27 protein-coding genes and 1 tRNA gene are annotated in these 24,075 nt (G+C 70.3%); 14 read left to right on the top strand and 14 right to left on the bottom strand.

Annotation, left to right across the window (positions count from 1 at the left end; genetic code table 11):
• The coding region (locus tag FAF44_RS07700; RefSeq protein ID WP_237102332.1) for an AfsR/SARP family transcriptional regulator at window positions 1-1,622 on the bottom strand (1,622 nt) is incomplete at its 3' end.
• Window positions 1,623-2,402: 780 nt separating this feature from the next.
• On the opposite strand from FAF44_RS07700, the gene FAF44_RS07695 reads away from it, so the two are divergent.
• Entirely contained in the window at window positions 2,403-2,570 is a 168-nt protein-coding gene (locus tag FAF44_RS07695) for a hypothetical protein (protein ID WP_237102331.1), read from the top strand.
• Between the two features lie 249 nt (window positions 2,571-2,819).
• Here FAF44_RS07695 and FAF44_RS07690 read toward each other — a convergent pair whose 3' ends face one another.
• Window positions 2,820-3,461: a LysE family translocator gene (locus FAF44_RS07690; RefSeq protein ID WP_237102330.1), complete on the bottom strand. Its 642-nt coding sequence runs from the start codon at window positions 3,459-3,461 to the stop codon at window positions 2,820-2,822.
• Window positions 3,462-3,565: 104 nt separating this feature from the next.
• Between FAF44_RS07690 and FAF44_RS07685 the strand changes: the two genes are divergently transcribed.
• From FAF44_RS07685 to FAF44_RS07675, 3 genes are all read left to right on the top strand, one after another.
• Window positions 3,566-4,534: a neutral zinc metallopeptidase gene (locus FAF44_RS07685; RefSeq protein WP_237102329.1), complete on the top strand. Its 969-nt coding sequence runs from the start codon at window positions 3,566-3,568 to the stop codon at window positions 4,532-4,534.
• Between the two features lie 43 nt (window positions 4,535-4,577).
• Window positions 4,578-5,414 (top strand): neutral zinc metallopeptidase, encoded by an 837-nt coding sequence (locus tag FAF44_RS07680; RefSeq protein ID WP_237102328.1) that lies wholly within the window; start codon window positions 4,578-4,580, stop codon window positions 5,412-5,414.
• A 98-nt stretch (window positions 5,415-5,512) separates the two neighbouring features.
• Complete coding sequence (locus FAF44_RS07675) at window positions 5,513-5,809, top strand: type II toxin-antitoxin system VapB family antitoxin (protein ID WP_237102327.1); 297 nt, start codon at window positions 5,513-5,515, stop codon at window positions 5,807-5,809.
• 205 nt (window positions 5,810-6,014) lie between these two features.
• Here FAF44_RS07675 and FAF44_RS07670 read toward each other — a convergent pair.
• The 4 genes from FAF44_RS07670 to FAF44_RS07655 form a co-directional block, all read right to left on the bottom strand.
• Window positions 6,015-6,104 (bottom strand) — tRNA-Ser (locus tag FAF44_RS07670).
• 10 nt (window positions 6,105-6,114) lie between these two features.
• A complete protein-coding gene (gene tadA / locus FAF44_RS07665; protein ID WP_308193298.1) occupies window positions 6,115-6,570 on the bottom strand; it encodes a tRNA adenosine(34) deaminase TadA in 456 nt (151 codons plus the stop codon).
• A 34-nt stretch (window positions 6,571-6,604) separates the two neighbouring features.
• Window positions 6,605-7,081, bottom strand: coding sequence for a tRNA adenosine deaminase-associated protein (locus FAF44_RS07660; RefSeq protein WP_237102326.1), 477 nt, complete (start codon window positions 7,079-7,081; stop codon window positions 6,605-6,607).
• 18 nt (window positions 7,082-7,099) lie between these two features.
• On the bottom strand, window positions 7,100-7,609 hold the full coding sequence (locus FAF44_RS07655) for a tRNA adenosine deaminase-associated protein (RefSeq protein ID WP_237102325.1): 510 nt from the start codon (window positions 7,607-7,609) through the stop codon (window positions 7,100-7,102).
• Between the two features lie 222 nt (window positions 7,610-7,831).
• Between FAF44_RS07655 and upp the strand changes: the two genes are divergently transcribed.
• From upp to FAF44_RS07630, 5 genes are all read left to right on the top strand, one after another.
• Window positions 7,832-8,470, top strand: coding sequence for a uracil phosphoribosyltransferase (upp, locus tag FAF44_RS07650; protein WP_237102324.1), 639 nt, complete (start codon window positions 7,832-7,834; stop codon window positions 8,468-8,470).
• Window positions 8,471-8,602: 132 nt separating this feature from the next.
• Window positions 8,603-8,827, top strand: a complete 225-nt coding sequence (locus tag FAF44_RS07645) for a hypothetical protein (protein WP_237102323.1) — start codon at window positions 8,603-8,605, stop codon at window positions 8,825-8,827.
• Between the two features lie 253 nt (window positions 8,828-9,080).
• Complete coding sequence (locus FAF44_RS07640) at window positions 9,081-9,614, top strand: PH domain-containing protein (RefSeq protein WP_237102322.1); 534 nt, start codon at window positions 9,081-9,083, stop codon at window positions 9,612-9,614.
• A gap of 96 nt (window positions 9,615-9,710) precedes the next feature.
• Entirely contained in the window at window positions 9,711-11,054 is a 1,344-nt protein-coding gene (locus tag FAF44_RS07635; RefSeq protein WP_272894188.1) for a helix-turn-helix transcriptional regulator, read from the top strand.
• Window positions 11,055-11,154: 100 nt separating this feature from the next.
• Entirely contained in the window at window positions 11,155-11,829 is a 675-nt protein-coding gene (locus tag FAF44_RS07630; protein WP_237102320.1) for a FadR/GntR family transcriptional regulator, read from the top strand.
• Between the two features lie 64 nt (window positions 11,830-11,893).
• On the opposite strand, the gene FAF44_RS07625 is transcribed toward FAF44_RS07630, so the two are convergent.
• Window positions 11,894-12,178, bottom strand: a complete 285-nt coding sequence (locus FAF44_RS07625) for an antibiotic biosynthesis monooxygenase (RefSeq protein ID WP_237102319.1) — start codon at window positions 12,176-12,178, stop codon at window positions 11,894-11,896.
• 62 nt (window positions 12,179-12,240) lie between these two features.
• On the opposite strand from FAF44_RS07625, the gene FAF44_RS07620 reads away from it, so the two are divergent.
• Window positions 12,241-12,699, top strand: a complete 459-nt coding sequence (locus tag FAF44_RS07620; protein ID WP_237102318.1) for a MarR family winged helix-turn-helix transcriptional regulator — start codon at window positions 12,241-12,243, stop codon at window positions 12,697-12,699.
• Between the two features lie 15 nt (window positions 12,700-12,714).
• Here the strand turns inward: FAF44_RS07620 and dnaN are convergent, their stop codons facing one another.
• The 3 genes from dnaN to FAF44_RS07605 form a co-directional block, all read right to left on the bottom strand.
• Entirely contained in the window at window positions 12,715-13,812 is a 1,098-nt protein-coding gene (gene dnaN, locus FAF44_RS07615) for a DNA polymerase III subunit beta (RefSeq protein WP_237102317.1), read from the bottom strand.
• Between the two features lie 135 nt (window positions 13,813-13,947).
• The gene (locus tag FAF44_RS07610; RefSeq protein ID WP_237102338.1) at window positions 13,948-14,598 is read right to left on the bottom strand and encodes a response regulator transcription factor; all 651 of its coding nucleotides are present in this window, start codon (window positions 14,596-14,598) and stop codon (window positions 13,948-13,950) included.
• Window positions 14,598-16,025, bottom strand: coding sequence for a sensor histidine kinase (locus tag FAF44_RS07605; RefSeq protein WP_237102316.1), 1,428 nt, complete (start codon window positions 16,023-16,025; stop codon window positions 14,598-14,600). The genes FAF44_RS07610 and FAF44_RS07605 overlap by 1 nt, the downstream gene beginning before the upstream one ends.
• A gap of 109 nt (window positions 16,026-16,134) precedes the next feature.
• Between FAF44_RS07605 and FAF44_RS07600 the strand changes: the two genes are divergently transcribed.
• Both FAF44_RS07600 and FAF44_RS07595 read left to right on the top strand, forming a co-directional pair.
• On the top strand, window positions 16,135-17,040 hold the full coding sequence (locus FAF44_RS07600; RefSeq protein ID WP_237102315.1) for an ABC transporter ATP-binding protein: 906 nt from the start codon (window positions 16,135-16,137) through the stop codon (window positions 17,038-17,040).
• Complete coding sequence (locus FAF44_RS07595; protein WP_237102314.1) at window positions 17,037-17,765, top strand: ABC transporter permease; 729 nt, start codon at window positions 17,037-17,039, stop codon at window positions 17,763-17,765. The genes FAF44_RS07600 and FAF44_RS07595 overlap by 4 nt, the downstream gene beginning before the upstream one ends.
• 44 nt (window positions 17,766-17,809) lie before the next feature.
• Here the strand turns inward: FAF44_RS07595 and FAF44_RS07590 are convergent, their stop codons facing one another.
• Window positions 17,810-18,724 (bottom strand): SMP-30/gluconolactonase/LRE family protein, encoded by a 915-nt coding sequence (locus FAF44_RS07590; RefSeq protein WP_237102313.1) that lies wholly within the window; start codon window positions 18,722-18,724, stop codon window positions 17,810-17,812.
• 56 nt (window positions 18,725-18,780) lie between these two features.
• Between FAF44_RS07590 and FAF44_RS07585 the strand changes: the two genes are divergently transcribed.
• Complete coding sequence (locus FAF44_RS07585) at window positions 18,781-19,212, top strand: Lrp/AsnC family transcriptional regulator (protein ID WP_237102312.1); 432 nt, start codon at window positions 18,781-18,783, stop codon at window positions 19,210-19,212.
• A gap of 9 nt (window positions 19,213-19,221) precedes the next feature.
• Window positions 19,222-19,719, top strand: coding sequence for a redox-sensitive transcriptional activator SoxR (gene soxR / locus FAF44_RS07580; RefSeq protein WP_237102311.1), 498 nt, complete (start codon window positions 19,222-19,224; stop codon window positions 19,717-19,719).
• A 9-nt stretch (window positions 19,720-19,728) separates the two neighbouring features.
• Here the strand turns inward: soxR and FAF44_RS07575 are convergent, their stop codons facing one another.
• From FAF44_RS07575 to dnaB, 3 genes are all read right to left on the bottom strand, one after another.
• On the bottom strand, window positions 19,729-20,181 hold the full coding sequence (locus FAF44_RS07575) for a universal stress protein (RefSeq protein WP_237102310.1): 453 nt from the start codon (window positions 20,179-20,181) through the stop codon (window positions 19,729-19,731).
• 126 nt (window positions 20,182-20,307) lie between these two features.
• Window positions 20,308-20,661, bottom strand: coding sequence for a VOC family protein (locus FAF44_RS07570; protein ID WP_237102309.1), 354 nt, complete (start codon window positions 20,659-20,661; stop codon window positions 20,308-20,310).
• Window positions 20,662-20,754: 93 nt separating this feature from the next.
• A complete protein-coding gene (gene dnaB, locus FAF44_RS07565; protein WP_308193297.1) occupies window positions 20,755-24,036 on the bottom strand; it encodes a replicative DNA helicase in 3,282 nt (1,093 codons plus the stop codon).
• Window positions 24,037-24,075 lie beyond the last annotated feature (39 nt).

The following is a 24,075-nucleotide window of genomic DNA, read 5'->3' as shown; positions in this document are numbered from 1 at the left end:
AGCAGGCCGAGCAGGGGCAGCAGGTGGGCGGCGTCGCGGCCGGCGGGTTCTTCCTGCAGATGGTGGTGACTGACCGCGATGCTGGCGCGGATGGCCAGGTCGGCGTACTCCAGCACGTCCAGGCGGCGGGTGGCGTCGGCCAGCCGTACTTCGAGGTCGGACAGGGTCCAGTCGGGACGGGCGGCCAGGCGGGCGCCGACGATCCGCAGGGCGAGGGGGAAACCGCCGCACAGGTGGACGATCTGTGCGACCGCCCGCGGTTCGGCGTGCACCCGCTCGGGTCCGGCCAGTCGCGACAGGAGCGCGGCGGCGTCGGCGACGTTCAGGGTGCCCAGGTGGAGGTGGCGGGTGTTGTCCAGGGTGGCCAGCGGGTCCCGGCTGGTGATCAGCACCCGGCAGCCGGAGCCGCCGGGGATGAGCGGACGGACCTGGCGGACGTCGCGGGCGTTGTCCAGGATGACCAGCAGGTTGCCGGTCGCGGTCAGGGAGCGGTAGCGGGCGGCGGCCTCGCCCGGGTCCGCGGGGACGGCGGCGCCGTCCAGGCCGAGGGAGCGCAGCAGGTGGCGCAGGGCCTGAGCCGGGGGCAGCGGGTCGAGTCCGGGGGTGCTTCCGTGCAGGTTGAGGTAGATGACGCCGTCGGTGAACCGGGCGGCCATGGCGTGGGCGACGTGGACGGCAAGGGCGGAATTGCCGATGCCGCCCGGCCCGTCGATCACGGTGATCGCGGCCTCGCCCAGGTCGGCGGGGCCGAGCGCGGTGCGCAGGTGGTCGATCTCGGCCGCGCGGGCGGTGAAGGCGTGGGTGTCGGCGGGCAGTTCAGCCGGGACGTACGGCTCGCCGAGCGTGACCCGCTGGGCCGGAACGGGCAGGTCGAGGGCGGGGTCCTTGACCAGGACGGCCTGGTGCAGACGACGGAGTTCGGCGCCGGGTTCGAGGCCGAGTTCGGAGACCATCATCCTGCGGGTGCCCTGGTAGACGCCGAGCGCCTCGGACGAGCGCCCGGCCCGGTGCAGGGCGAGCATGAGCTGCGCGGCAGGACGTTCGCGTAGCGGATGGGCACGCACGTGTACGGCCAGGTCGGCGGCCACCGCGTGATGGTCCCCGGCGGCGAGACGGAGATCGGCGTGGTCCTCCAGGACGGTGCGGTGCTCTTCCTCCAGCCGGGTGGCCTCGATGCGGGCCCACGGAGCGGTCAGCCCGGCCAGCGGCTCGCCCCGCCACAACTGCAGGGCTGTGCGAAACAGGGAGTCGGCGGCGGCACTGCCCCCTTGCTCCTGAGCGGTTCGGGCACGTTTGACCAGGCGGGCGAACAGGAGGGCGTCGATGCGATCGGGGTCGAGCGCGAGCCGGTAGCCGCCGGGCACGGTCTGGATGACCTCTTCGGTGCTGTGGGGCCCGAGAGCGTCGCGGAGTTTGGAGATCACGATGTGGAGCTGCTTGTCCGCGGTCACCGCGGTTCCGTCGCCCCAAATGTCGACGAGGACCCGCTCGGTCTGTACGACCTGCCCGGCGTTCAGGGCGAGCCTGGCCAGCACACCGATGCGTCGATGCCCGGCGAGCCGGACCGGTTCGTCAGCGGCCAGGACCTGCCACGGCCCGAGGAATCTGATCTCCAGCGTCACGAGTAGCGCTGCCCTCCTTCAAGGGAGTCGGCATGAAAGGGAACGGGATGACCGAGCCTGTTTGCGGCGATTACGGATGGAAGGCCGTCTTCGTGCAGGCTTCCGGCGTATTGGTGCACCTGTATAGACGTGCAGGCTTACAGGTGCCTTACAAGAGAACTCGTCAGGCCATAGGTCCCCAGGAGAGATCGGCAGGACGTCCCCCACGGCGTCCGTACCGGGCGGCCACGCGGTGAGGTCGGGCAGACACGGTGCAGTGCGGACGGGCTGCTCGGAGCGATGCTCGCCTGATGCGTCGCCGTCGGGTCGGAACAGCCGCCGCACGGGGCGCTCTCCACGGCCGGTTGAAGGCGGTCTGCAAGCCGTCCCACCCAGCGGTCGCCCGGCGATTCGGCGGCACCGGTCAGCTTCGTCCGGTGCGCGTACGGATCACCCGCCGATGTGGCACCGCCGCCTTGATCGTGCGGGCGCGTGGTGTCGCCTCGCTTGATCGCGGCCCGCACGCGCAGACCGATCTTCTCGGAGAGGATCGCGTCGTCGGCAAGGCCGCGGAGATCCGCGCTTTTGGCGCGTCCGCCCCTCGGACCGCACGCCTGCGGTCGCCGGCCCGTAGGAATGCCGTCTGTTCACCGGAAAGGCAGGGGCTTGTGGGGTGTTCGCCTGACACCATCACCTCCCTGCCGTACGTAGGGTTGTGGAGCATCCTAAATGGAGGATTGTGTCACGATCGGCGGGTCCAATACCATCTCCCCTGCATCTTCGTATCGCACGGGAGGTCTCATGACCCGCGTCAGACTGCTCAGGAAATTCGCCGTCATGGCCACGGCCGGCCTTCTCGCGCTCGGCTTCGGCGCCGCGACCGCCTCGTCCGCGTACGCCGCGGGAACTCCCGAGAAGATCTACGACGTCACCCCCTCCGGCGAAATCTCCACCAACCCCCTTCGGTAGCGATTCCACGGGGTCACCGGTCTCGGGCGCATTCGCAGCACGGTGACGGCGGTGCCTCGGGCCACGATCAGGCCACAGACCGCCGACGACGGGGCAGCGGGAGCGCCTTGAGGCGGTGACGCCGCACGGAGCGCTACTGGATCAGGCCGCGCGAGTTGAGCCGTACACAGCCTGCCTCCGCTACGTGGGTGGAGGTGTTCTTCGACCGGCCGACCCGGTCGTCCGCCACCGGGGCCGGGCTGGTCCGGGTCAGGTGGCGACCAGGGCCTTGGAGCGGTCGGTCGCCATGCTGACGGCGAAGCCGCCGAGGATCGTGCCGGTGACGTACCGCTGGACGCGCACCCAGACCGGCCGGCGGGCCAGGAACGCCGCCAGAGCGCCCGCGCTGATCACGATCAGCCCGTTGACCAGGGTGCCGACGAGGATCTGGACCGAGCCGAGCGCGAGGCTCTGCAGCAGCACGTGACCCATCGAGGGGTCGATGAACTGCGGGAGCAGCGACAGGTAGAGGATGGCGATCTTGGGGTTGAGCAGGCAGGTCAGCAACCCCATCGTGAACAGCTTGCCCGGCCGCTCCACCGGCAGGTCGCGCGGCTCGAAGGCCGACAGACCGCCCGGCTTGACCGCGTTCCAGGCCAGCCAGAGCAGGTACGCCGCGCCGGCCAGCTTCAGCGCCGTGTACGCGGCCGGCACGTACGCGAAGACGGCCGTGAGCCCGAGGCAGGTCGCGGTCAGGTACACGGTGAAGCCCAGGAAGACGCCCGTGAGCGAGATCAGCCCCGAGCGGCGTCCTTGGGTGATCGAGCGGGAGACCAGATAGATCATGTTCGGGCCGGGCGTCAGCACCATGCCCAGAGAAACCAGCGCGATCCCCACCATGCCACCCGTCATGCGGGCCAGATTATCGGGTTAAATCCGAAATATCACCCCTCTTATCGTTGCCCTGCGTAATCGAATCGCTACGGGGGAGGAATTGCGTCGGGGAGGGACGAGCGATGCAGTTCGAGGACGACAAGCCACTCGACCCGTCACAGGTCGAGGACGTACGGGCCTCCGGCCCACAGCCCGGCCGCGGCGGTGGCGGCGGCGGATTCGGCGGGATGCCGGGCGGCGGCTGCATGCTGCCCATCGGCGGCCGGGGCGGCGGTTGCCTGCTGCTGCTCCTGGCGCTGGGGGCGATGTTCCTGTTCGGGATCGTGCCCACCCCCTTCACCGGCGACCAGAACGGGCAGCAGGGCGGCGGGCAGCAGCCGAGCGCCCCGCCCGCGCTGTCGCCCAGCGGCAACCTCGCCGAACGCTGCAAGACGGGCGCCGACGCCGACCAGTCGGAGGACTGCCGCGTCGTCGGCACCGTGAACAGCATCCAGTCCTACTGGCGGCAGTACTTCAGGGACAACGAGCGCAAGGAGTACACCCCCGCCAAGACCGTGCTGTTCTCGCAGGCGGTCAACACCGGCTGCGGCCCGGCCGACTCCGCCGCGGGGCCGTTCTACTGCCCGGCCGACCGCAAGGTCTACCTGGACCTGACCTTCTTCGACACTCTCCAGCGCGACTTCGGGGCCGAGGGCGGCCCCTTCGCCCAGGCGTACGTGATCGCCCACGAGTACGGCCACCACGTCCAGAACCTCCTCGGCACCATGAGCAAGGTGGGCCGCGACAACCGTCCGGGCGCCAACAGCCCGTCCGTACGCCTCGAACTCCAGGCCGACTGCTACGCCGGGGTCTGGGCGCACAACGCGGTCAAGACCGGCTTCTACCGCGAGCCGTTCACCCAGGAGGACATCGACCAGGCGCTCAGCGCCGCCGCGGCCGTCGGCGACGACAGCATCCAGCGCCGCACGCAGGGCCGCGTGACCCCTGACGCCTTCACCCACGGCACCTCCCGGCAACGCGAGCAGTGGTTCGGCACCGGCTACCGAACCGGCGACCCCGTCCGGTGCGACACCTTCAGCGACGGCATCTGAACCCGTTCCGCCGAACGGGGCAAAGCAGGGTAAGAACGTCAGCATGGACTTCAGGGACCAGGCCGACCTCGACCCCTCACAGGTGGAGGACGCGGGATCAGGCGGTGGTGGCGGCGGCTTCTCCGGATTCCCCGGGGGCGTGGTCATCGGCGGCGGCGGGATCGTCGGCCTCATCGTGCTGGTGCTGGTGTTCGTCCTGAACAACGTGGGAGGCGGCGGCGAGCCGGCCCAGCGGCGGCCCCCGTCCAACCTGTCGGAGCAGTGCCGCACGGGAAAGGACGCCGACCAGTCGGAGAAGTGCCGGGTGGTCGGCGTGGTCAACAGCATCCAGGACTACTGGAAGCGGGAGATCTCCGAATACCGCCCGTCCAAGACCGTTCTGTACTCCGGCCGGTTACGTACCGCGTGCGGCTCGGCCAGTTCCGCCGTCGGCCCCTTCTACTGCCCGGGTGACCAGCGCGTCTACCTCGACCTGAGCTTCTTCGACCAGCTCCACACAGAATTCGGCGCCAAGGGCGGCCCCTTCGCCCAGGCGTACGTGATCGCCCACGAGTACGGCCACCACGTCCAGAACCTGCTCGGCGCGCTCGGCAAGGACGACTCGGTCCCGATCGAGCTCCAGGCCGACTGCTACGCCGGGGTCTGGGCCCGCAACGCCATCGAGACCGGATTCTACGAGCGTCCCTTCACCCGGGCGGAAATCTCGGAAGCGCTCGACGCCGCCGCCGCGGTGGGCGACGACAGAATCCAGCGGCGCACCACGGGCAGAATCGATCCTGAATCGTTCACGCACGGCAGCTCCGCGCAACGCGTCAACGCCTTCCGGCGCGGTTACGAAAAGGGCGCGCCCGCCGACTGCCGTCTCACTGCGCCGCGCTGACCGCGATCCCGTGCCACAACGCCGACTGCGATCTCGGTGTCTTGCACCGGCCCGGACGGATAGCGCGAGGAATCGGAATCTCTCCTAAAATCGGGGGGGTGATCTTCAAGCTAGTCGGCGACGGACGTCCATATCCCGACCACGGTCTGACGAACCGCGAGTGGGCGCAGATTCCTCCCCGGCAGGTCCGGCTCGACTCTCTGATCACCACGAAGGCCATGCTGGACCTGCATTCGCTGCTCGCCGCCGACTCCACCTTCTACGGGGACCTTTTCCCGCACGTGGTGCAGTGGCAGGGCGAGCTCTATCTGGAGGACGGGCTGCACCGAGCGCTGCGCGCGGCACTGCACCAGCGATCGATCCTGCACGCCAGGGTCCTTGAGCTGCCCACCTGAGAAAGGAATGCAAAAAGGGAGCCGCGATTCGCGGCTCCCTTTTCTGCGCCCGCCGGGCAGGGCGGGCCGCGCGGCTTTCCGACGCCGTTTCCGAGAATGCCCGGCGAAGACGGTTACGGTTATCGGCCTGACGGTCCGGATCGAGGGGCACGGACCCTCGGACGAGCGAAGGGGCCCCGACCCTTCGGTCGGAGCCCCTTCGCGGTGGCGGTGGTGGTGGGATTTGAACCCACGGATGAGTTGCCCCATCACACGCTTTCGAGGCGTGCGCCCTCGGCCACTAGGCGACACCACCGCGGACGAGCTTACCGGATTCTGCGAGTGGCGAAGAACCGCTTCAGTACGGAGCCGCACTCATCGGCCATCACACCCATGACGACCTCGGGCCGATGATTGAGCCGGCGATCGCGTACGACGTCCCAGAGCGAGCCCACGGCCCCGGCCTTCTCGTCGGTGGCGCCGTAGACGATTCGCGCCACTCTGGCCAGTACAGCCGCCCCCGCGCACATCGTGCAGGGCTCCAGCGTCACCACGAGCGTGCAGCCGCTCAGCCGCCACTCCCCCAGCCGCGCGGCGGCGGCGCGCAGCGCGAGCACCTCGGCGTGGGCGGTCGGATCGGCGGCGGACTCGCGGTCGTTGCCCGCGGCGGACAGGATCTCGCCGAGCGGGTCGAGGACGACCGCCCCCACGGGGATCTCGCCCCTGTCGCCGGCCGCGGCGGCCTGGGCCAGCGCCAGGCGCATGGCCTCCTCGTGGGTCACCGCGGGCCCCGCCGCCGTACGCCCGCCGCCCGGGTCACCGCAGCCGGTCGAGCTCGTCGGCGAACGACAGCCGCTCGGCGATCACCGACAGGATGTCGGCGGGCAGCATGCCCTCCTCCATGCTCAGCTCCAGCAGTTCCTCGGAGCTCACGCCGAGATCGCCGAGCAGCTCGAAGTCGCCTGCCGGGCGTACGCCGAGCCCGTTGCCGTCCTTGTCGGGGACCACGCCGGCGAACTCGGCGAACAGCTCGCCCAGCTTGTCGGACAGTACCGCGTGCACGTCGGAGAGGAACACCCGCGGCTCGTCCGCGCCGCGGTAGCGGGCGATGGCGAACCATTCGTCCTCGACCTCGACGCAGAGCAGGGCCAGTTCGTCGCCGGTGAGGTTCAGCGCCTCCAAGACCGCGTCACCGAGGTCGTCGACGAGCTCGGCGTCCCCGAGATCGACCTCGGCCCCGCTCCAGCCGTCGGAGGTCCTGACAAAAGCCGCAGAAAAGGTGTTGGACGCCATGTCCGCGCTCCAGGGGGGTCAGCCGAAGACCGATTCGATGGCACGCTCGAACGGCTCGGAGAAGCCGAGCCGCGCGGCGATGCTGGACAACACATCTTCGGGAAGCAGATCGATGTCCCCGGAGAGGATGCCCAGCTCCATCTCGTCCAACCCGAGATCGGCGAAGATCGACAGATCTCCGGCGGGAAGCACGGTCTCCTCGTCCTGGAGGATCTCGTCGAGCTCCTCCTCGTCCGGCACGGGGACGTCGAGGTACTCGAGGACCTGCCGAGCCAGCGGGAAGTCCCAGGAGGCGGCGATGTCGGACAGGAACACGTCCACCCGCTCGCCCAGGACCCGCAGCGCCACGAAGAACTCGTCGCCGACGGCGACCAGGCCGACGGTGCCGCTCTCGCTCGGCTGCTGCCTCAGGGCATGGATCAGCCCCTCCAGGTCGGACGTGAGTGTGACCGGCAGGAGCTCCGCCTGCCAGCGGTCGTCCTCGCGATAAATCACGATGGCGAAGTCGAGAGCGTCTTCGTCTGTCATCGCCATCCCCACCCGACCTCTGACACGACAGGTATCACCAGCACCCAATCGTTCCAGAACCGGCCACCCGCCGTGTGCCTCTCGGGCCAAATTGTGATCAAAACCAAAGATGCGAGTCGCGGACGACGGCGTGTCGCGTTCCACCGGGCGCGTTCCGCGGGCGGGGCGGCCCAGGTGAGGGGGGTGCTCAGCACAGAGAGCCAGGGGATAGCGTGTGGTCCCATGGAGACCCTCGTCGTCGATCATCCCCTCGTGGCCCACAAGCTCACCACGTTGCGCGACGTCCGCACCGACTCACCGACCTTCCGCAGGCTCGCCGACGAACTGGTGACCCTGCTCGCGTACGAGGCCACCCGAGACGTGCGGGTCACCGATGTCACCGTCGAGACTCCGGTCGCCTCCGCCCACGGCGTCCGCCTGGCCAAGCCGTACCCGCTGGTGGTGCCGATCCTGCGCGCGGGGCTGGGCATGCTCGACGGCATGACCAGGCTGCTGCCGACGGCCGAGGTCGGCTTCCTCGGCATGATCCGCGACGAGTCCACGCTCCAGGCCGAGACGTACGCCACCCGGCTGCCCGACGACCTGTCCGGGCGGCAGTGCTTCGTGGTGGACCCGATGCTGGCCACCGGCGGCACGCTGGCGGCGGCCGTGCAGTTCCTGTTCGACCGGGGCGCGGTGGACGTCACGGCGCTGTGCCTGCTGGCCGCGCCCGAAGGGCTGGCGCACATGGACAAGGTGTTCGCCAACTCGGGCAGGCCCGTCCGCGTGGTCACCGCGGCGCTCGACGAGCGGCTCAACGAGCAGGGCTACATCGTGCCGGGCCTCGGCGACGCCGGCGACCGGCTCTACGGCGTCGTCTGACCCCGGCCCCGAAGCACCCGCCGACCTGAAAAGCCTCTTTCCCGTCACGCCGAGTCACGACTTCGTTACATAATGTGGTTGGGTGGGTACGAAGAGACAGGAAGGCAACTTCCGCATGTGCGTGGGGGCACGATGAGCGATCACACCGAGGCGGACGCGACTCCGTACGCGGACGTGGAGACAGTGCTGTGCGACGAGTTCGCCGGCGTTCACTCCGCGACCACCGTAACGCGTTGCGTCGAGGCAGCGCACTACGGCGCGCTGGAGGTCACCGGCTACGCACATCCGAGCCTCGTCGAGCGCATCGCGCGCAAGCACCTTCACGTGCTGGCTCTGGTGGCCAGCGAGCGTGGTTGAGCAAGATCGGAACTAACCTGCCAAGTTCACCTTTACCCCGGCATGCAGGTGGGTAATGTATACGGCGGGTGGAGTGGGTAAGTGGCACGGAGGCGACGGTGCAGGTCAAAAAGGTCCTCACATACGGTGGTATCGCATTTGTTGCGTACTACCTGTTCGCGCGACCAGCTGACGCCGCAGACGCGGTGAGAGGAGCGTTCGACACGGTGTTCAACGCAGCCGACTCGCTGGCTCAATTTGTGAACAGCCTCTCATGAGACTTGTGACCCACGGGGACTCCGCTCCATCGTCGGTCAACCGCTACCTCCTCCCCCACGAACAACAGGTCATCATGGTGCGGCGGCACCCTGCCATCCTGCTGCGTCCGGTCGCCGAGGTGCTCGGCGGCCTGATCGTCGCCGGGCTGCTCAGCCGGTTCTTCGGCGGCGGCGAGGCAGGGGGCACGGCGCTGGTCGTCGTCTGGTGGCTCTGGCTCCTGCTGCTGATCCGTTTCGTATGGAAAGTCGCGGAGTGGTCGGTCGATTACTTTGTGGTGACTTCCACGCGTATGTTGCTGACCACGGGGCTGATCACGCGCAAGGTCGCGATGATGCCCCTGGGCAAGGTCACCGACATGAGCTTCCAAAGATCTCTGCTCGGGCGCATGCTCGGTTACGGTGAGTTCATCCTCGAGTCAGCCGGCCAGGATCAGGCTCTGTCAACGGTCGAGTACATTCCGTATCCGGAAACGCTCTACCTTGAGGTCTGTCAGATGCTTTTTCCCACCAAGGACGACAGCGACGATTAATCTCGACGTGGCAAATTCTTCACGCGGGGATACCAGATTCGGCCACTTCATGCAATCATTGCGTGTTGTTGACCCTTCCCCGCCCTGAGAGATGAGATGCCGAGTCAGGGAACCATCGGTGACCGCGTCCGAGGACTGCGGCTGAACAGGCGGATGTCTCAGGCCCAGCTGGCCGGACCCGACCTGTCTGACAGTTATGTCTCGCTCATTGAGTCGGGCAAGCGCACGCCGACTCCTGTGGTGGCCCGGCTCCTGGCCGAGCGCCTGGGGTGCACGACCGAGTTCCTCCTTCACGGGATCGAGCCTCGGCAGCGCATCGACACCGAGCTCGGGCTGCGTCACGCCGAGCTCGAACTACAGCACGGTGACCCGTCCCTCGCCGCCGACCGTTTCACGGAGATCGTGAAGGCGGCCGACGAGGAGAACGCCATGCTGACCGCGCAGGCGCGGTTCGGCAGGGCGCGTGCGCTCGAGGCCCAGGGCAGGCTGGGTCAGGCCGTGGAGGCATTCGAACGCCTGCGCAGGGAGGCCGCGGCTCATCCCGAGCGGCTGGCCGACCTTCCGCTCACGATCGCGTTGAGCCGCTGCTACCAGCGCGCGGGCGACCGCCTGCGGGCCCGTGACCTGGCGGCGTCCGCGCTGGCGCAGGCCGGACGGCTGTCCATCACCCAGGGTGAGCTCGCCACCGACCTCGCCGCCGCGCTGATCGAGGCGCGCGACGAGGGCGAGAGCGGCTCTCCCGAGCTCACCTACGTCGGCCGTGTCCTGGGCCTGACCGGCGTTCCTGAAGTTGTGGACCGTTCCGCGGAGGTCCAGGCGCTGTGGCAGGCGAGCGCCGCCGCCGCGGCCGGCGAGGACTCCGCGCTGGCCGTGCGCCTGGCCGACGACGCGATCGGGGCGGGCCGCCAGACCCGGCTCGCGCTCCAGCTCGCCCGGACCGCCATGCACTGGTCCAGGATGGCCACCGCGCCGATCGAGGAGTCGGAGCGGCTCATCGCGAGCGCGGTCAGGGCGTTCGCGGTGTTCCCCGGCACCGCGCGCGAGCACGGTGAGAGCCTCATCGTGCACGCGCGGGTCAGGCTGCGGGCCGGCGACCGGGCAGGCGCGGGCGAGCTGGCCGTCACGGCGCTGGGGTTGTCGCACGACCGCTCGGGCACGACGGCCGCCGAGGCCCACCTCGTGCTGGCCACCGTCGCGCTCGACGCGGGCGCCGACGCCACCGCGCACCTGCGTACCGCGCACGAGTTGCTCGGCTCGCTCGACCGTCCGGTGTTCGGCTCCGACCGGCAGGCCGCTCGTTGCTGGCGTGAGCTGGGCGATCAGTACGGCCGGGTCGGGTCCGGAGAGCAGCAGATGGCGGCCTACCGTCAGGCCCTCGAAGCTGCCGGAGTGCGCTCCGGCATGGCGGGGGTGACGGCCGACGCCACGGTTGCCAGCTGAACCTCCGGGGGCTCCAGATTTGGCGTTTTCAGTCTGGAATAATTAGGGTCTACCAGTCATTGACTCATAGGATGACTGGTTTCCCCGGAGGAGGCGGACTGTGAGTCTGCGTACGGCGCAGCGGGCTTCGCTCGTCGACCAGGTGATCGATCAGCTCAAGGAGCAGATCACATCAGGGTCGTGGCCGATGAACGGAAAGATCCCGACCGAGACCGTGCTCGCCGAGCAGCTCGGGGTGGGCCGCAACACCGTTCGGGAGGCCGTACGCGCGCTCACGCACGCCGGGCTGCTCGAGTGCCGTCAGGGGGACGGCACTTACGTCCGGGCGACCAGCGAGCTGTCCGGCGCCATGCTGCGCCGGCTGCGCCAGGCCGAGCAGCTCGAGATCCTCGAAGTACGCCGCGCGCTGGAGGTCGAGTCGGCCCGTCTGGCCGCCACCAGGCGTACCGACGAGGACATCCGGCGCATCGAGGCCGCGCTGGCCGAGCGCGAGCGGGCCTGGGAGCTGGACGACCCCGACTTCTTCGTCGAGGCCGACCTGGCCTTCCACATGGCCGTCGCGCACGCCACGCACAACCTGGTGCTCATCGACCTCTACGAGGACTTCTCCGCGGCGCTGCGGGCCAGCATCACGGCCGCGGGAACCTCGCTCAACAAGAGCTACATCCCGCACGACGCGATCGCGCGGGCCATCGCCGCCGGTGACGCGGCGGCGGCCGAGCGGGCCGGGCACGCCTGCATGGAGCACATTCTCATCGCGCTCACCGAGTCCTAGGATCGTCGCCCGCGGGCGGCCGGCGCATCGTCGCCGGCCGCCCGTTCGGCGTTTCGCGCCCGGCTCAGGCGAGGGTGCCCTCCTCGGCGGAGACGAGTTCGTCGATCAGGTCGAAGAAGGCCCGGATGCCGGGCAGGTTGGCGCCCTTCTCCCGCGATCGCGCGAAGTCGGCGCCGGATCGCCAGTCGACGATGTCCAGCCACTCGTCCGGGGACATGCGGACCAGCCTGGCGCCCAGGAACCCGGCCCGGTCGGCCCGGAAGTCGGCGATCATGCCCGGCCGGGCCGCGAGCAGCGCGTCCGCGTGGCCGGGAGAGACCCGGAATCTGGTCAGCTCCACCATCGTCATGGCCCGACGATAAGGTATGAATTAGTGACAGTCAAAGATAGTGACTAGTTGAGGAGCGTGCGGTGCGCAGGAGCGAGCACAAGCGGGCGGACCCCGACCTCGGCGTCCTGTCCGGCCGGACGCTGTTCAGCCTGCAGCGCGAGCTGTTCACCAAGATGGGCGAGCAGGGGCATCCCGGCCTGCGGCCCCGGCACGGCGCCGTGCTCGCCTACCTGGACGCGGAGGGCAGCCGGGCCACGGAACTGGCCGCGCAGTCCGGCCAGCACAAGCAGGTGATCGGCACGCTGGTGGACGAGCTGGTGACGCTCGGGTACGTGGAGCGGCAGCCCGACCCGGCGGACCGGCGGGCCAAGCTGATCGTGCCGACCGGGAAAGGGCTGGACGGCATGGCGAAGTCGGACGCCATCCTCGCCGAGCTGGAGGCGGAGCACGCGAAGGCGGTCGGTGAAGAGGCGTACGCCGAGTTCAAGAGGGTGTTCCGCCTGGTGGCCGAGCGCCAGACGGGCGAACGACGAGCCTGACGGGGGCACCTCGCCTCAGGACTGGCGCAGTGACATGACGAGGTAGCGGAAGGCGGGCCGGCCGTCGCCCGGCACGTCCTGGATGAGGGCGGGCCTGGTGGGCGACTCCATGTTGACGCGAGCCAGGTCGCTCTCGATGCCCGTCAGCCCGTCGAGCAGGAACTGCGACTGGAAGGCGATCTGGATGTCGTCGCCGTGCAGCTCGCACGGGACCACCTCGGCGCCGCGCCCGATGTCGCCGCCGCCCGCCTGGATCAGCACCTGCCCCTGACTGAACGACAGCCGGATCGCGGTGTTGCGCTCGGCCACCAGGGCCACCCGCTTGATGGCGTCCACGAACGCTGTCACGGCGACGTCGGCCCTGATCGACCAGTCGGCGGTCAGCCGGGCGCGGTAGTCGATGAACTGCTCGTCGAGCAGCCGCACGGTCGTGCTGCGCCCCACGCTCTCGAACCCGGCCACCCCGTCGCCCATCGCGACCGAGATCTCTCCCCCGCGCAGCGACTTGGCCACCTCGACCAGCACCCGCGCCGGGACCATGGCGGAGACGGCGACGTCGGGCGCGGCCGGCCGCCAGGCGAAATCGCGGGCCGCGATGCGATAGCGGTCGGTCGCCGCCATCGCCATCGACTCGCCCTCGACGTCGAGCCTGATGCCGGTGAGCATCGGCAGCGTGTCGTCGCGGCTGGCCGCCGGGGCCACCTGGCCGACGGCGGAGGCGAACACGCCGCCGCCGATCGCGCCGATGCTCGGCGGCATGGCCGGCAGGGCCGGGAAGTCTTCGACCGGCATCGTGATCAGCCCGAACTCGGCGCTGCCGCAGGTCAGCACCGCCTCCTGGCCGTCGGTGACGAGCTCGACGCCGTCGGCGGGCAGGCTGCGGCTGATCTCGGCCAGCAGGCGGCCGGGGATCAGCACGCGCCCCGTCTCGGCCACGTCGGCGTCGATCGCGGCCCGCGCGGAGACGTCGTAGTCGAAGGCGGACAGGGTGAGGTCGTCGCCCGCCTCCAGCAGCAGCCCGGACAGGACCGGCACCACGGGGCGGCTGGGCAGGACTCGGGCAGCCCACGCCACCGCATCTGCCAGAACATCGCGGTTTACCCGGATTTTCACCTGATACCACCTCTTCGTCGCGCCGTGCCTCTATGAAAATAGCCGCTGTGACCGACAACTCTGGGCGCTTCGCGACAGGCGGAGGGCCGCCGTGGACATCCGGCCGCCCCGGCTCAGGCAGGTGGATCGCCGGGGTCAGCGGCTGTTGAGGTAGGCGAGCACGGCCAGCACGCGCCGGTTGTCGTCGTCCGACGGCACGAGGCCGAGCTTGGCGAAGATGGAGGCCGTGTGCTTGGCCACCGCGCTCTCGCTGAGGTAGAGCCGCTGCGAGATCGCCGCGTTGGAGCGCCCCTCCGCCATGGCCTCCAGCACCTCGCGCTCGCGTGGCGTGAGCGCGGCCAGCGGCTCGTTCCTGGCGTTCCTGGCCAGCAGCTTGGCGATCACCTCCGGGTCCATAGCGGTGCCGCCCGCGGCCACCCTGCGTACGGCGTCCACGAACTGCTCGGCGTTGAAGACCCGGTCCTTGAGCAGGTAGCCGATCCCGCCCGAGCCGTCGGCCAGCAACTCGCGCGCGTAAAGCTGCTCGACGTGCTGGGACAGCACGAGGACGGGCAGGCCCGGGAGCTGCTTCCTGGCCGCCAGCGCGGCCTGCAGGCCCTCGTCCGTGAACGTGGGCGGCAGCCGGACGTCCACGATCGACACGTCGGGGCGCAGCTCCAGCAGCCCCTTCAGCAGCTCGGGCCCGCTCTCCACGGCCGCGACGACCGTGAAGCCGTGCGCCTGGAGCAGGTGGACCAGGCCGTCCCTGAGCAGGTAGAGGTCTTCGGCGATCAGCACGCGGTTCATCAGCACCACGGCTTCCCCGGAGCGGCCTCGGCCATGAACCGTTCGCGGTCGTGCGCGGCCGGGATGCGGATGGCCATGACGTACATGTAGACACCGAGCAGGATCATGGCGACGATCACCGGCCACTGCCACGGCCCCGGCAGGTGCAGGGCGAGGAACCAGGTCTTCTCCCGCGCCCCGAACAGCTTGAACACGCCGGCCACGAGACCCTGCGGGAACGTCGGGCACCAGGCCGTGCCCCACAGGGCGATGACCGTGACCGACTTCCAGCGCGGCAGTTTGCCCAGCTCGTTCGTCCAGGGCTGGGGCAGCACCTTCGGCAGCTCCATGCTCACGGTCGTCGGGCCGCCCGGCGGGCTGTGCACGGCGAGCACGCCGTCGAAGGCGGCCAGCCGCCGTTCGATACCGGTCAGCCCGCTGCCCCTGGCCGGGTCCGCGCCGCCCAGGCCGTCGTCCGTCACCGTGACGAGCAGGCCGGTGTCGTTGGCGCTGAGGTCCACGACGACGCTGCGCGCGTCGCCGTGCCGGGCCGCGTTGGACAGCAACTCGCTCACCGCGAAGTAGACCGCCGCCTCCACCGGAGCCTCCGGCCGGTGCGGCAACTGGACGTCCACCGTGACGTCGAGCGGGCTGTCCATGGCCAGCGCCCGCACGGCGTCGGCCAGGCCGCGTTCGGCGAGCACCGGAGGGTGGATGCCGCGGATGACCCGGCGCAGCTCCGTGAGCGTCTCCGAGGAGGCTTCCCTGGCCTTGGCCAGCAGCGCCTTGGCCGCGTTCGGATCGGTCTCGACGAGCTGCTCGACCGCGCCCAGCGTCATGCCGATGGCGACGAGCCTGGCCTGCGTGCCGTCGTGCAGGTCGCGCTCGATCCTGCGCATCTCGGCCGCCTGGGAGTCGGCGGCCAGGTTGCGGGTGCGCCGGAGATGGCTCACCTGACCGGCCAGGCGGCTGGCGGCGGTCGCGCCGAGCAGCAGCCCGCTCCACCGGGCGTAGACGCGCAGGCCCCGGCCGGGCAGCAGGAGCAGCAGCGGCAGCAGGCCCACCTTCACCACCGGGTCGAGCAGCAGCCAGACCTCGTCGCGCCAGGTCGCCGGATCGCTCATCAGCCACTTCCACCGGTTGTTCCAGGCCGGTACGCGGGGCGTCTTGTAGAGCGTGCGCTCCGAGCGGTACATGCCGTCGGCCTGCGGGACCGGGGGCGGGGGCGCGGGCAGGTACGGGGCCTCGATCTCGACGTCCGCCCAGTCGCGCATCCGGCGGCGGTTGAGCTCGGCCAGTTTCCTGACCATCATCACCTGGGGCGGGAACAGGAAGACCATGCCGAGCGCGAAGGACAGCAGCAGCATCATCGCCATCAGGACGATCATGGGGACCTGCACGAGGAGCAGCGCGAGCAGTGTCGAGACCTGACCGTACCGTCGAAGCATGACACCAGTCTGGGGCAACCGGACGTTCGGCCACACTGCACCTAGGTACACCCTCGCCGGGCAACCAGCCGGATTCCCCGGCGGATGAGGTGTTCCTAGCGTCGATGACATGAAAATCATCGAGGTCAGGAACCTGCGCAAGCGGTATCCGCAGCACCTGGCGGTCGAGGACGTCTCGTTCGAGGTCGCCGAGGGCGAGATCTTCGGCATCCTCGGGCCGAACGGGGCCGGCAAGACCACCGCTGTCGAGTGCGTGGCGGGGCTGCGCAAACGTGACGGGGGCACCGTCCAGGTGGCCGGGCTGGACCCGGAGCAGGACCGGCAGGAGCTGCGCGGCCTGCTGGGCATGCAGTTGCAGAGTGCCGCGCTGCCGGAAAAGATCAAGGTCTGGGAGGCCCTGGACCTGTACGCGTCCTTCTACCCCGATCCCGCGGACTGGGAGGAACTGCTGGAGCGGGTCGGCCTGGCCGGCAAGCGTGACAGCGCGTTCAAGACGTTGTCCGGCGGGCAGCGCCAGCGGCTGTCGGTGGCGCTCGCGCTGGTGGGCCAGCCGCGCGTCGCGGTGCTGGACGAGCTGACGACCGGCCTCGACCCGCAGGCGCGCCGCGACACGTGGGAGCTGATCGAGCAGGTACGCGACTCGGGCGTGACGATCGTGCTGGTCACCCACTTCATGGAGGAGGCCGAGCGCCTCTGCGACCGGATCGCGCTCATCGACGCGGGCAAGGTCGCCGCCACCGACACGCCCGCCGGGCTGATCGCGCAGGTGGGCGGGGAGCAGCGGGTGCGGTTCAGGCCGTCGGCGCCCCTGGACGACGCCGTGCTGCTGGCCCTGCCCGAGGTGCGGACGGTGACGAGGCACGGCGAGCAGGTCGTGGTGGCCGGGTCGGGCAACCTCGCCCCGGTCGTCACCCTCGCCCTGGCCCATCACCAGATCGTCCCCACGGAGCTGCGGATCGAGCAGGCCACGCTCGACGACGCGTTCCTCGCGCTGACCGGAAGGAAGCTGGCATGAAACTGCTCGCCGTGGAGACCAAGCTGTACCTGCGCGACTGGTACTCCCTGCTGATCACCGTCGGGCTGCCGGTGGGGCTGCTGCTCGTCCTGGGGCTCAGCATCCCGGCCTTCACCGAGCCGGGAGAGGGCGGGGAGCGGTTCGTGGACACCCAGCTCCCGACCATGATGACGATGCTCACGGTGTTGTCGCTGACGTGCACCGCGGTGCCCGCGGCGCTGAGCACGTACCGGGAGCAGGGGGTGCTCAGGCGGATGTCCACCACGCCGGTGCACCCCGCGCGGCTGCTGGGCACGCAGTTGCTGATCAACCTCGCGGTGGCGGTCGTGTCCACGCTGATCCTGATCGTGGCGGGGGCGCTGGCGTACGGGTCGGCCGCGCCGCGGCAGTGGGCCGGGTTCGTCCTGGTCTTCCTGCTTGGCAGCGCCGCGATGATGGCCATCGGGCTGGTCATCGCCGCCCTCGCGAGGAACGCCAAGACCGCGCCCGGGATCGGCTCGGCGGTGATGTTCCCGCTGCTGTTCCTGGCGGGGATGTGGGTGCCGCGCGACATCATGCCGGACGCGCTGCGGGTGGTCAGCGACTTCTCGGTGTCGGGGCCGTTCGCCCAGGCGCTCAGGGACACCTGGGCGGGACACCCGCCGCAGCTCCTGCACCTGGCGGTGATCGGCGCGGGGCTGGCGATCTTCGGCGGGCTGGCCGTCCGGCTGTTCCGGTGGGAGTGAGCCACCGGCGCGAACCCACCGCCGCGGGGGCGTGGAGGGTGGCGTCAGCGCGCGGCCCACACCGGGCGCGCACCTGTGACGTTCGTCATCAGGGAGTACAGCGAGGACGAGGCGGTGATGAACAGGCGGTTGCGCTTGGGCCCGCCGAACACCAGGTTGGCCGTGGACTCGGGCAGCTTGAGCCGGCCGATCAGCGTGCCGTCGGGGTCGTGGCAGAGCACCGCCTTGCCGGCCGCCGCCCAGACCCGGCCCTTGTCGTCGAGTCGCATTCCGTCGTAGTTGTCTCCGTCGCCGCCTGCGGCGAAGACCTTGCCGCCGCTCAGCGTGCCGTCGTCGGCCACGTCGAAGACGCGCAGGTGCCTGGCCCGGGTGTCGGCGACGTAGAGCTGCCGCTCGTCGAGGGAGAAGGCCAGGCCGTTGGGCCGGGCGAAGTCGTCGGCCACGATCCGCACCTCGCCCGTCACCGGGTCGGCCCGGTAGACGTGGCAGCCGTCGATCTCCTGCTCGGCGGCCGTGCCCTCGTAGTCGCTGAGGATCCCGTACGGGGGGTCGGTGAACCAGATGGAGCCGTCGGAGCGGACGACCGCGTCGTTGGGGCTGTTGAGGCGCTTGCCCTGCCACCGGTCGGCGATCACCGTGATCGAGCCGTCGTGCTCGGTGCGGGTCACCCGGCGCCCGCCCTGCTCGCAGGAGATCAGCCGGCCCTCGCGGTCGAGCGTGCTGCCATTGGTGTAGCCGGACGGCTGCCGGAACGGGCCCACCGCGCCGGTCGGCTCGTCCCAGCGCAACATCCGCTCGTTGGGGATGTCGCTCCACACCAGGAAGCGGCCGGCCGGGAAGTAGACCGGGCCCTCCGCCCAGCGGGTGCCGGTGTACAGGATCTCGACCTTGCCGTCGCCGCCTACCCCGGCGAACCGCTCGTCGAGGACCTCGAACTCAGTGGGGATGGTGTCCGTCATGCCCATCACCATACGCGGTTCGGTGTTTTCAGGATATGACCAGATAGCATTCGGCTGTGGATGAGATCGACAGGATGCTGGTCGGGCTGTTGCAGGAGGACGCGACGCAGTCGTACGCGGCGCTCGGCGCGGCGGTGGGGCTGTCCGGCGGGGCGGCGCACGAGCGGGTGCGCAAGCTGCGCGAGCGCGGCGTCATCAGGCGCACCACGATCGAGGTGGACCACGCGGCGCTCGGGCGGGCGGTGACGGCGTACGTGCTGGTCCAGGGCGGCTCGTGGATGGGGGACGCCGGCGCGGCGCTGGCGGCGATCCCCGAGGTGGAGGAGGCGCACGTCATCGCGGGGCCCGCGTCGGTGCTGCTCAAGGTCCGTACGGCCGGCACCGGCGAACTCCAGGACGTGCTGCGCCGGATCTTCGAGGTGGCCGGCGTGACCGGCACCCAGACAGTCGTCGTACTCGAGACATTCTTCGAAAGAAGCCTCAAGTAATCTCCAGGTATGACGAAGGTCGCCTGGAACACCAAGGAGCTGACCGTCGGCCAGCTCGCGGAGCGCAGCGGCGTGGCCGTCTCCGCCCTGCACTTCTACGAGGCCAAGGGCCTGATCGGCAGCCGCCGCACGGCCGGGAACCAGCGCCGCTACGCCCGCGACAGCCTGCGCAGGGTCGCCTTCATCCGGCTCGCGCAGCGCATCGGCATCCCCCTGAAGGTCATCAAGGACGCGCTGGCCGAACTGCCGGACGAGCGCACCCCCACGCGCGACGACTGGGCCCGGCTGTCGGCCGCCTGGCGCGGCGAGCTGGACGACCGGATCGTGCAGCTCCAGCGGCTACGCGACGACCTCACCGACTGCATCGGCTGCGGCTGCCTGTCGCTGGACCGCTGCCCCGTCGCCAACCCGCACGACCGGCTGGGCGACGAGGGGCCGGGCGCGCACCGCATGGACACCCGGCTCTGCCCGCCGCCCGGGAGCTGCCAGGTCGCCGCACCGACGTAGCCGTGCGTCCTAGCCCTGCTTCTTGGCCGGCGGGACGATGAGGGTCGGGCGGTGGGCGTGGTGCAGCACGTGGTTGGAGACGCTGCCGAGCAGCACCGAGCGCACCCCGGCCAGGCCGCGCGAGCCCGTGACGATCAGCGAGGCGTCGATGTCGTCGGCCACGTCCACGATCGTCTTCCAGATCGACTCGTTGTCGGCCACGGCCCGGTAGGTGACGTCGCTCAGCCCGGAGGTGATCGCCAGCTCCGCGCCCTCCTTGGCGTGCTGCTCGGCCTGGGCGTGCGCCTCGTCCTCCGTGCTCGGGTCGATCGCGCCCGCGGCCAGCGGGTACTTCTTGAGCTGGACGAGCAGCGGCTCCCAGACCGTGACGATCACCGTGGGCCCGGCCGTGAGGTGCTTGGCGGCGAACTCGATCGCGCTGCGCGCGTCGGCCGAGCCGTCATAGGCAACGAGGATGGTCATGGTGTCTTCCCTTCGCTTCGGTCACTCGGTAGAGCACCGGGGCGATCACCCGCCATTCCTGGGGCCGTTGTCTGGTTCGTCACACGAGCCGCGCCCCTGCAGGGCCTCAGTTTCTGTGTCTTCCGCTCAGCTCTTGCGCTCACTCAGGACGCAGAACTCGTTGCCCTCCGGGTCGAGGAGGGTCACCCAGTGCTGCTCGTCCTGCACGGTGTCGGCGCGCCGGGCACCGAGGGAGAGCAGCCGGGCGACCTCGGCCTCCTGGTCGTCGGGGCGGAAGTCGGGGTGGAGCCGGTTCTTCGCCGTCTTGCCCTCGGGGACAGGCACGAAGAGCAGCCCCGGCATCTGGTCCGGCGCAGGCCGGATCTCGATGATCTCCTCGGATTCGTCGACCACCACCCAGCCGAGAGCCTCGGCCCACCAGCGCCCGAGAACGACGGGGTCGGCGGAGTCGACGATGATCTGCTCCCATTCCAGTGTCATGGGCCTGAGCATAGACCGGGCCGGCGGCCCACCCGTCCCTCCGTCGAGGGACGGGTCGCCCCGGCGGCCCTGGCTCATCATCTCCCGGCAGTGTCAGTGCTGGGCCATGTCCACGAACCGGCTGTAGTGACCCTGGAAGGCCACGGTGACAGTGGCGGTGGGGCCGTTACGGTGCTTGGCCACGATCAGGTCGGCCTCGCCCGCCCTGGGCGACTCGGGCTCGTAGGCGTCCTCCCGGTGCAGGAGGATGACCATGTCGGCGTCCTGCTCGATGCTGTTGTGCGCGATGATCCCGTCGGCGACGAAGTTGTGCGTGCCCTTGACGGTCGCATCGTAGACCGGGCGGGAACCGAGCGGCTCGATCGCGACGACCCGGTCCCAGAACACGTCGTCACGCGCCGGATCCTGGCACGCGTCGGTGTCGCGCAGGACGTCCAGCAGCCGCGCCACCGGCTCCCCGCGGCGGCCGTGCACCCCGATCTTCGCGCCGAACGTGCGCAGGCCGGGGGCGTCGGCGATGACGACGTGGTAGCCGCCCTGCCGCGCCTGCCGGATCGTGGCGACGATGGCGAACCGCGCGAGCAGCAGCGCGACTCCGTCGGCGAACGCCCTGCTGCCCGTCGCGTAGTACGCCTCGGGCGCGGTGCCGCCCTCCGTGGTGACGGTTCCGCCGGTGGCCCACAGATGGCGCAGGAACACCGCGATCTCGTCGTTGCCGGCCAGGTGCAGCGCCTCGGGGACGCGCCTCTCGCGGGACGTCAGTCCCAGTGCGCCGAACCACCCGTGCAGGGGGTGCCCGCCACGGTCGGGCGCCGGCAGGTGGACCTGCCACCGGTCGTCCGGCCGCTCCCGCCGCGGCGTGATGCCGAACTCCACGTTCGCCGCGTGTTCGACGAACCGCAGGTTCGCCTCGTCGTCAGTGGTGTAGCGCACCGGCTGACCGGGCGAGACGCTCCCGGCGCCGATCAGGTGGGCCAGCAGGCCGAGCCGGTGCTCGGACCAGCCCAGCCCGGCGCCGACGGGAGGCGGCACCTGCCGGGGAACCGCGACCCGGTCTCCGGGCGAGAGCTCGCCGAGCGGCTGCCACCCGCCGAAGGTGCGGAACGGATGGTTGGCGGTCGCCTCGACCTGCCGGCCCGAGGCGAGCCGGAGGCGGTGCACCTCTTTCACCCCCGACGGGAAGACGTTCGTGATCACGGCGGGGACGAGCTTGTTCTGCTCGTCGAGTGACCAGACCAGCACCCCGTCATGGCCCCGGTCGAGCAACTCCCGGAAGGTGACCTGAGCGCCGGTGTCGGCCCGCAGGAGGGTGGTGGTCTCCGGCATGCAGCCCGACTCACGCAGGTCGCTGACCTGGGGGCGCTTGTCGGTGCGCTGCTCGGGGCCACGGTTGAGCTGGGAGATCGCGATGACCGGCACCTCCAGCTCCTTGGCCAGCAGCTTGATGGCACGGGAGATCTCCGAGACCTCGTTCTGGCGGCTCTCGGTCTTCTTCGGCGAGCTCATGAGCTGGAGGTAGTCGATGACCACGAACCGCAGGTCGTTGCGCTGCTTGAGCCGCCGGCACTTGGCCCGGATCTCCATCATCGACATGTTGGGCGAGTCGTCGATGAACAGCGGCGCCTCGGCCACCTCGCTCATCCGGCGCGCCAGGCGGGTCCAGTCGTCGTCGGTCATCGAGCCGGAGCGCATGTGGTGCAGCGCCACGCGGGCCTCGGCGGACAGCAGACGCATGGTGATCTCGTTGCGGGACATCTCCAGGGAGAAGATGACCGTGGTCATCCCATGCTTGATCGCCGCGGAACGGGCGAAGTCGAGGCCGAGGGTGGAGTTGTGGGTGGGGATCCACGTGCGGCCCGCCAGGTACATCCGGTCGGCGTTGTCCACCTCCACACACCGCACCGGCACCGACGCCACGGGACGGACGGCGGTGATGGTGCGGTACGTCGTGCCGGGGCGGGCGTCGGTGTGCACGCGGGCGTTCGCGTCGCTCAGCCGGAAGACCTTGTCGAAGGGCGTGAACGTGATCGCGTGGCTGGTCGGGCCGGCCGGCCCGGACACCTGGTAGCCCAGGCTCAGGATCAGCTCCCTGGCATCCTCCGCCAGCCGGCGGTTCGTGCCCGCGAGCCGGACCGTCCCGGCGGCGCTGATGGAGCCGTCGGTGTCGAGCAGCCCGGCCAGGAGCGCCCTGCGCTGCTCCTCGGACGCGCGCAGGTAGTCGGCCGGGATGTGCTTGTCGCCCAGCACGCCCAGCTTCCCCAGCCGGGTGTCGGCCGTGCCGTGGTCGTCGGTGTCGCGGTCGCCGAGCCAGGCGCCCAGCGTGTACGGGGGGATCGGCAGGTCGCGGTCGGGCAGGTCGAGCGGCCGGGCGTTGGCGACCGTGTGGTCGAGCCGCTCGGCCGTGACGGCGCGGCGTAGCGACGCGGCGATCTCCTCCGTCGTGCGCATCCGCGCGTGGGGCCGCTCGTCGTGGCCGGTCGCCGCGCGTGTGTCGGTGAGCCACTGGTGCTCGGCGTCGGCCACGATCACCGTGCCGTCGCTGAACTCCACCTCGAAGCACGGGCGGTCGTGCATGACCTCGGTGGCCGCCACGACCCGGGTGGGCTTGCCGTCGGCGCCGATCAGCAGGTCGCCGGGCCGCACCTCGCCCATGGTGGTCCACCCGCCGGGGGTGGGCAGGGGTGTGTCGAGCGCGAGCGCCTTGCCGATGGCGGGCCGGGCGGCCACGACGATCATCTGGCCCGGGTGCAGGCCGTTGGTGAGCTGGTCGAGGTCGACGAACCCGGTCGGGACGCCGACCATCTGGCCGCCGCGGCTGCCGATCGCCTCCAGTTCGTCGAGGGCGCCCGGCATGATGTCGGCCAGCGGCGCGTAGTCCTCCGAGGTGCGCCGCTCGGTGACCTGGTAGATCTCGGCCTGGGCGCGGTCGACGAGTTCGTCGACCTCTTCGTTCTGGCCGCCGTAGCCGAAGGAGACGATGCGGGTGCCGGCCTCGATGAGGCGGCGCAGGATGGCCTGCTCGCGGACGATCTTGGCGTAGTAGCCGGCGTTGGCCGCCGTGGGGACGACGGCCGTGAGGGTGTGCAGGTAGGCCGCGCCGCCCACCCGGGCCATCTCGCCGCGTTTCTGCAGCTCGTCGAAGACGGTGACGGCGTCGGCGGGCTCGCCCCGGCCGTACAGGTCGGTGACGACGTCGTAGACCATCTGGTGGGCCGGGCGGTAGAAGTCGTCGGAGCGCAGGATCTCCACGACGTCGGCGATGGCGTCCTTCGACAGCAGCATGCCGCCGAGGACCGACTGCTCCGCCTCGATGTTGCTGGGCGGGGTGCGCTCGAAGCCTGGACTTCCGCCGCCGGTCTCTTCGTCAATGCTCACCGCGCCCCCTCGAACAACTTGCAGGCGGTCGCACCACCC

It is taken from the genome of Nonomuraea sp. MG754425, assembly GCF_021699195.1.
Lineage (GTDB): Bacteria > Actinomycetota > Actinomycetes > Streptosporangiales > Streptosporangiaceae > Nonomuraea.
The sequence above is the reverse complement of the archived record's forward strand: the minus strand, read 5'-3'. Positions and strand labels throughout refer to the sequence as shown.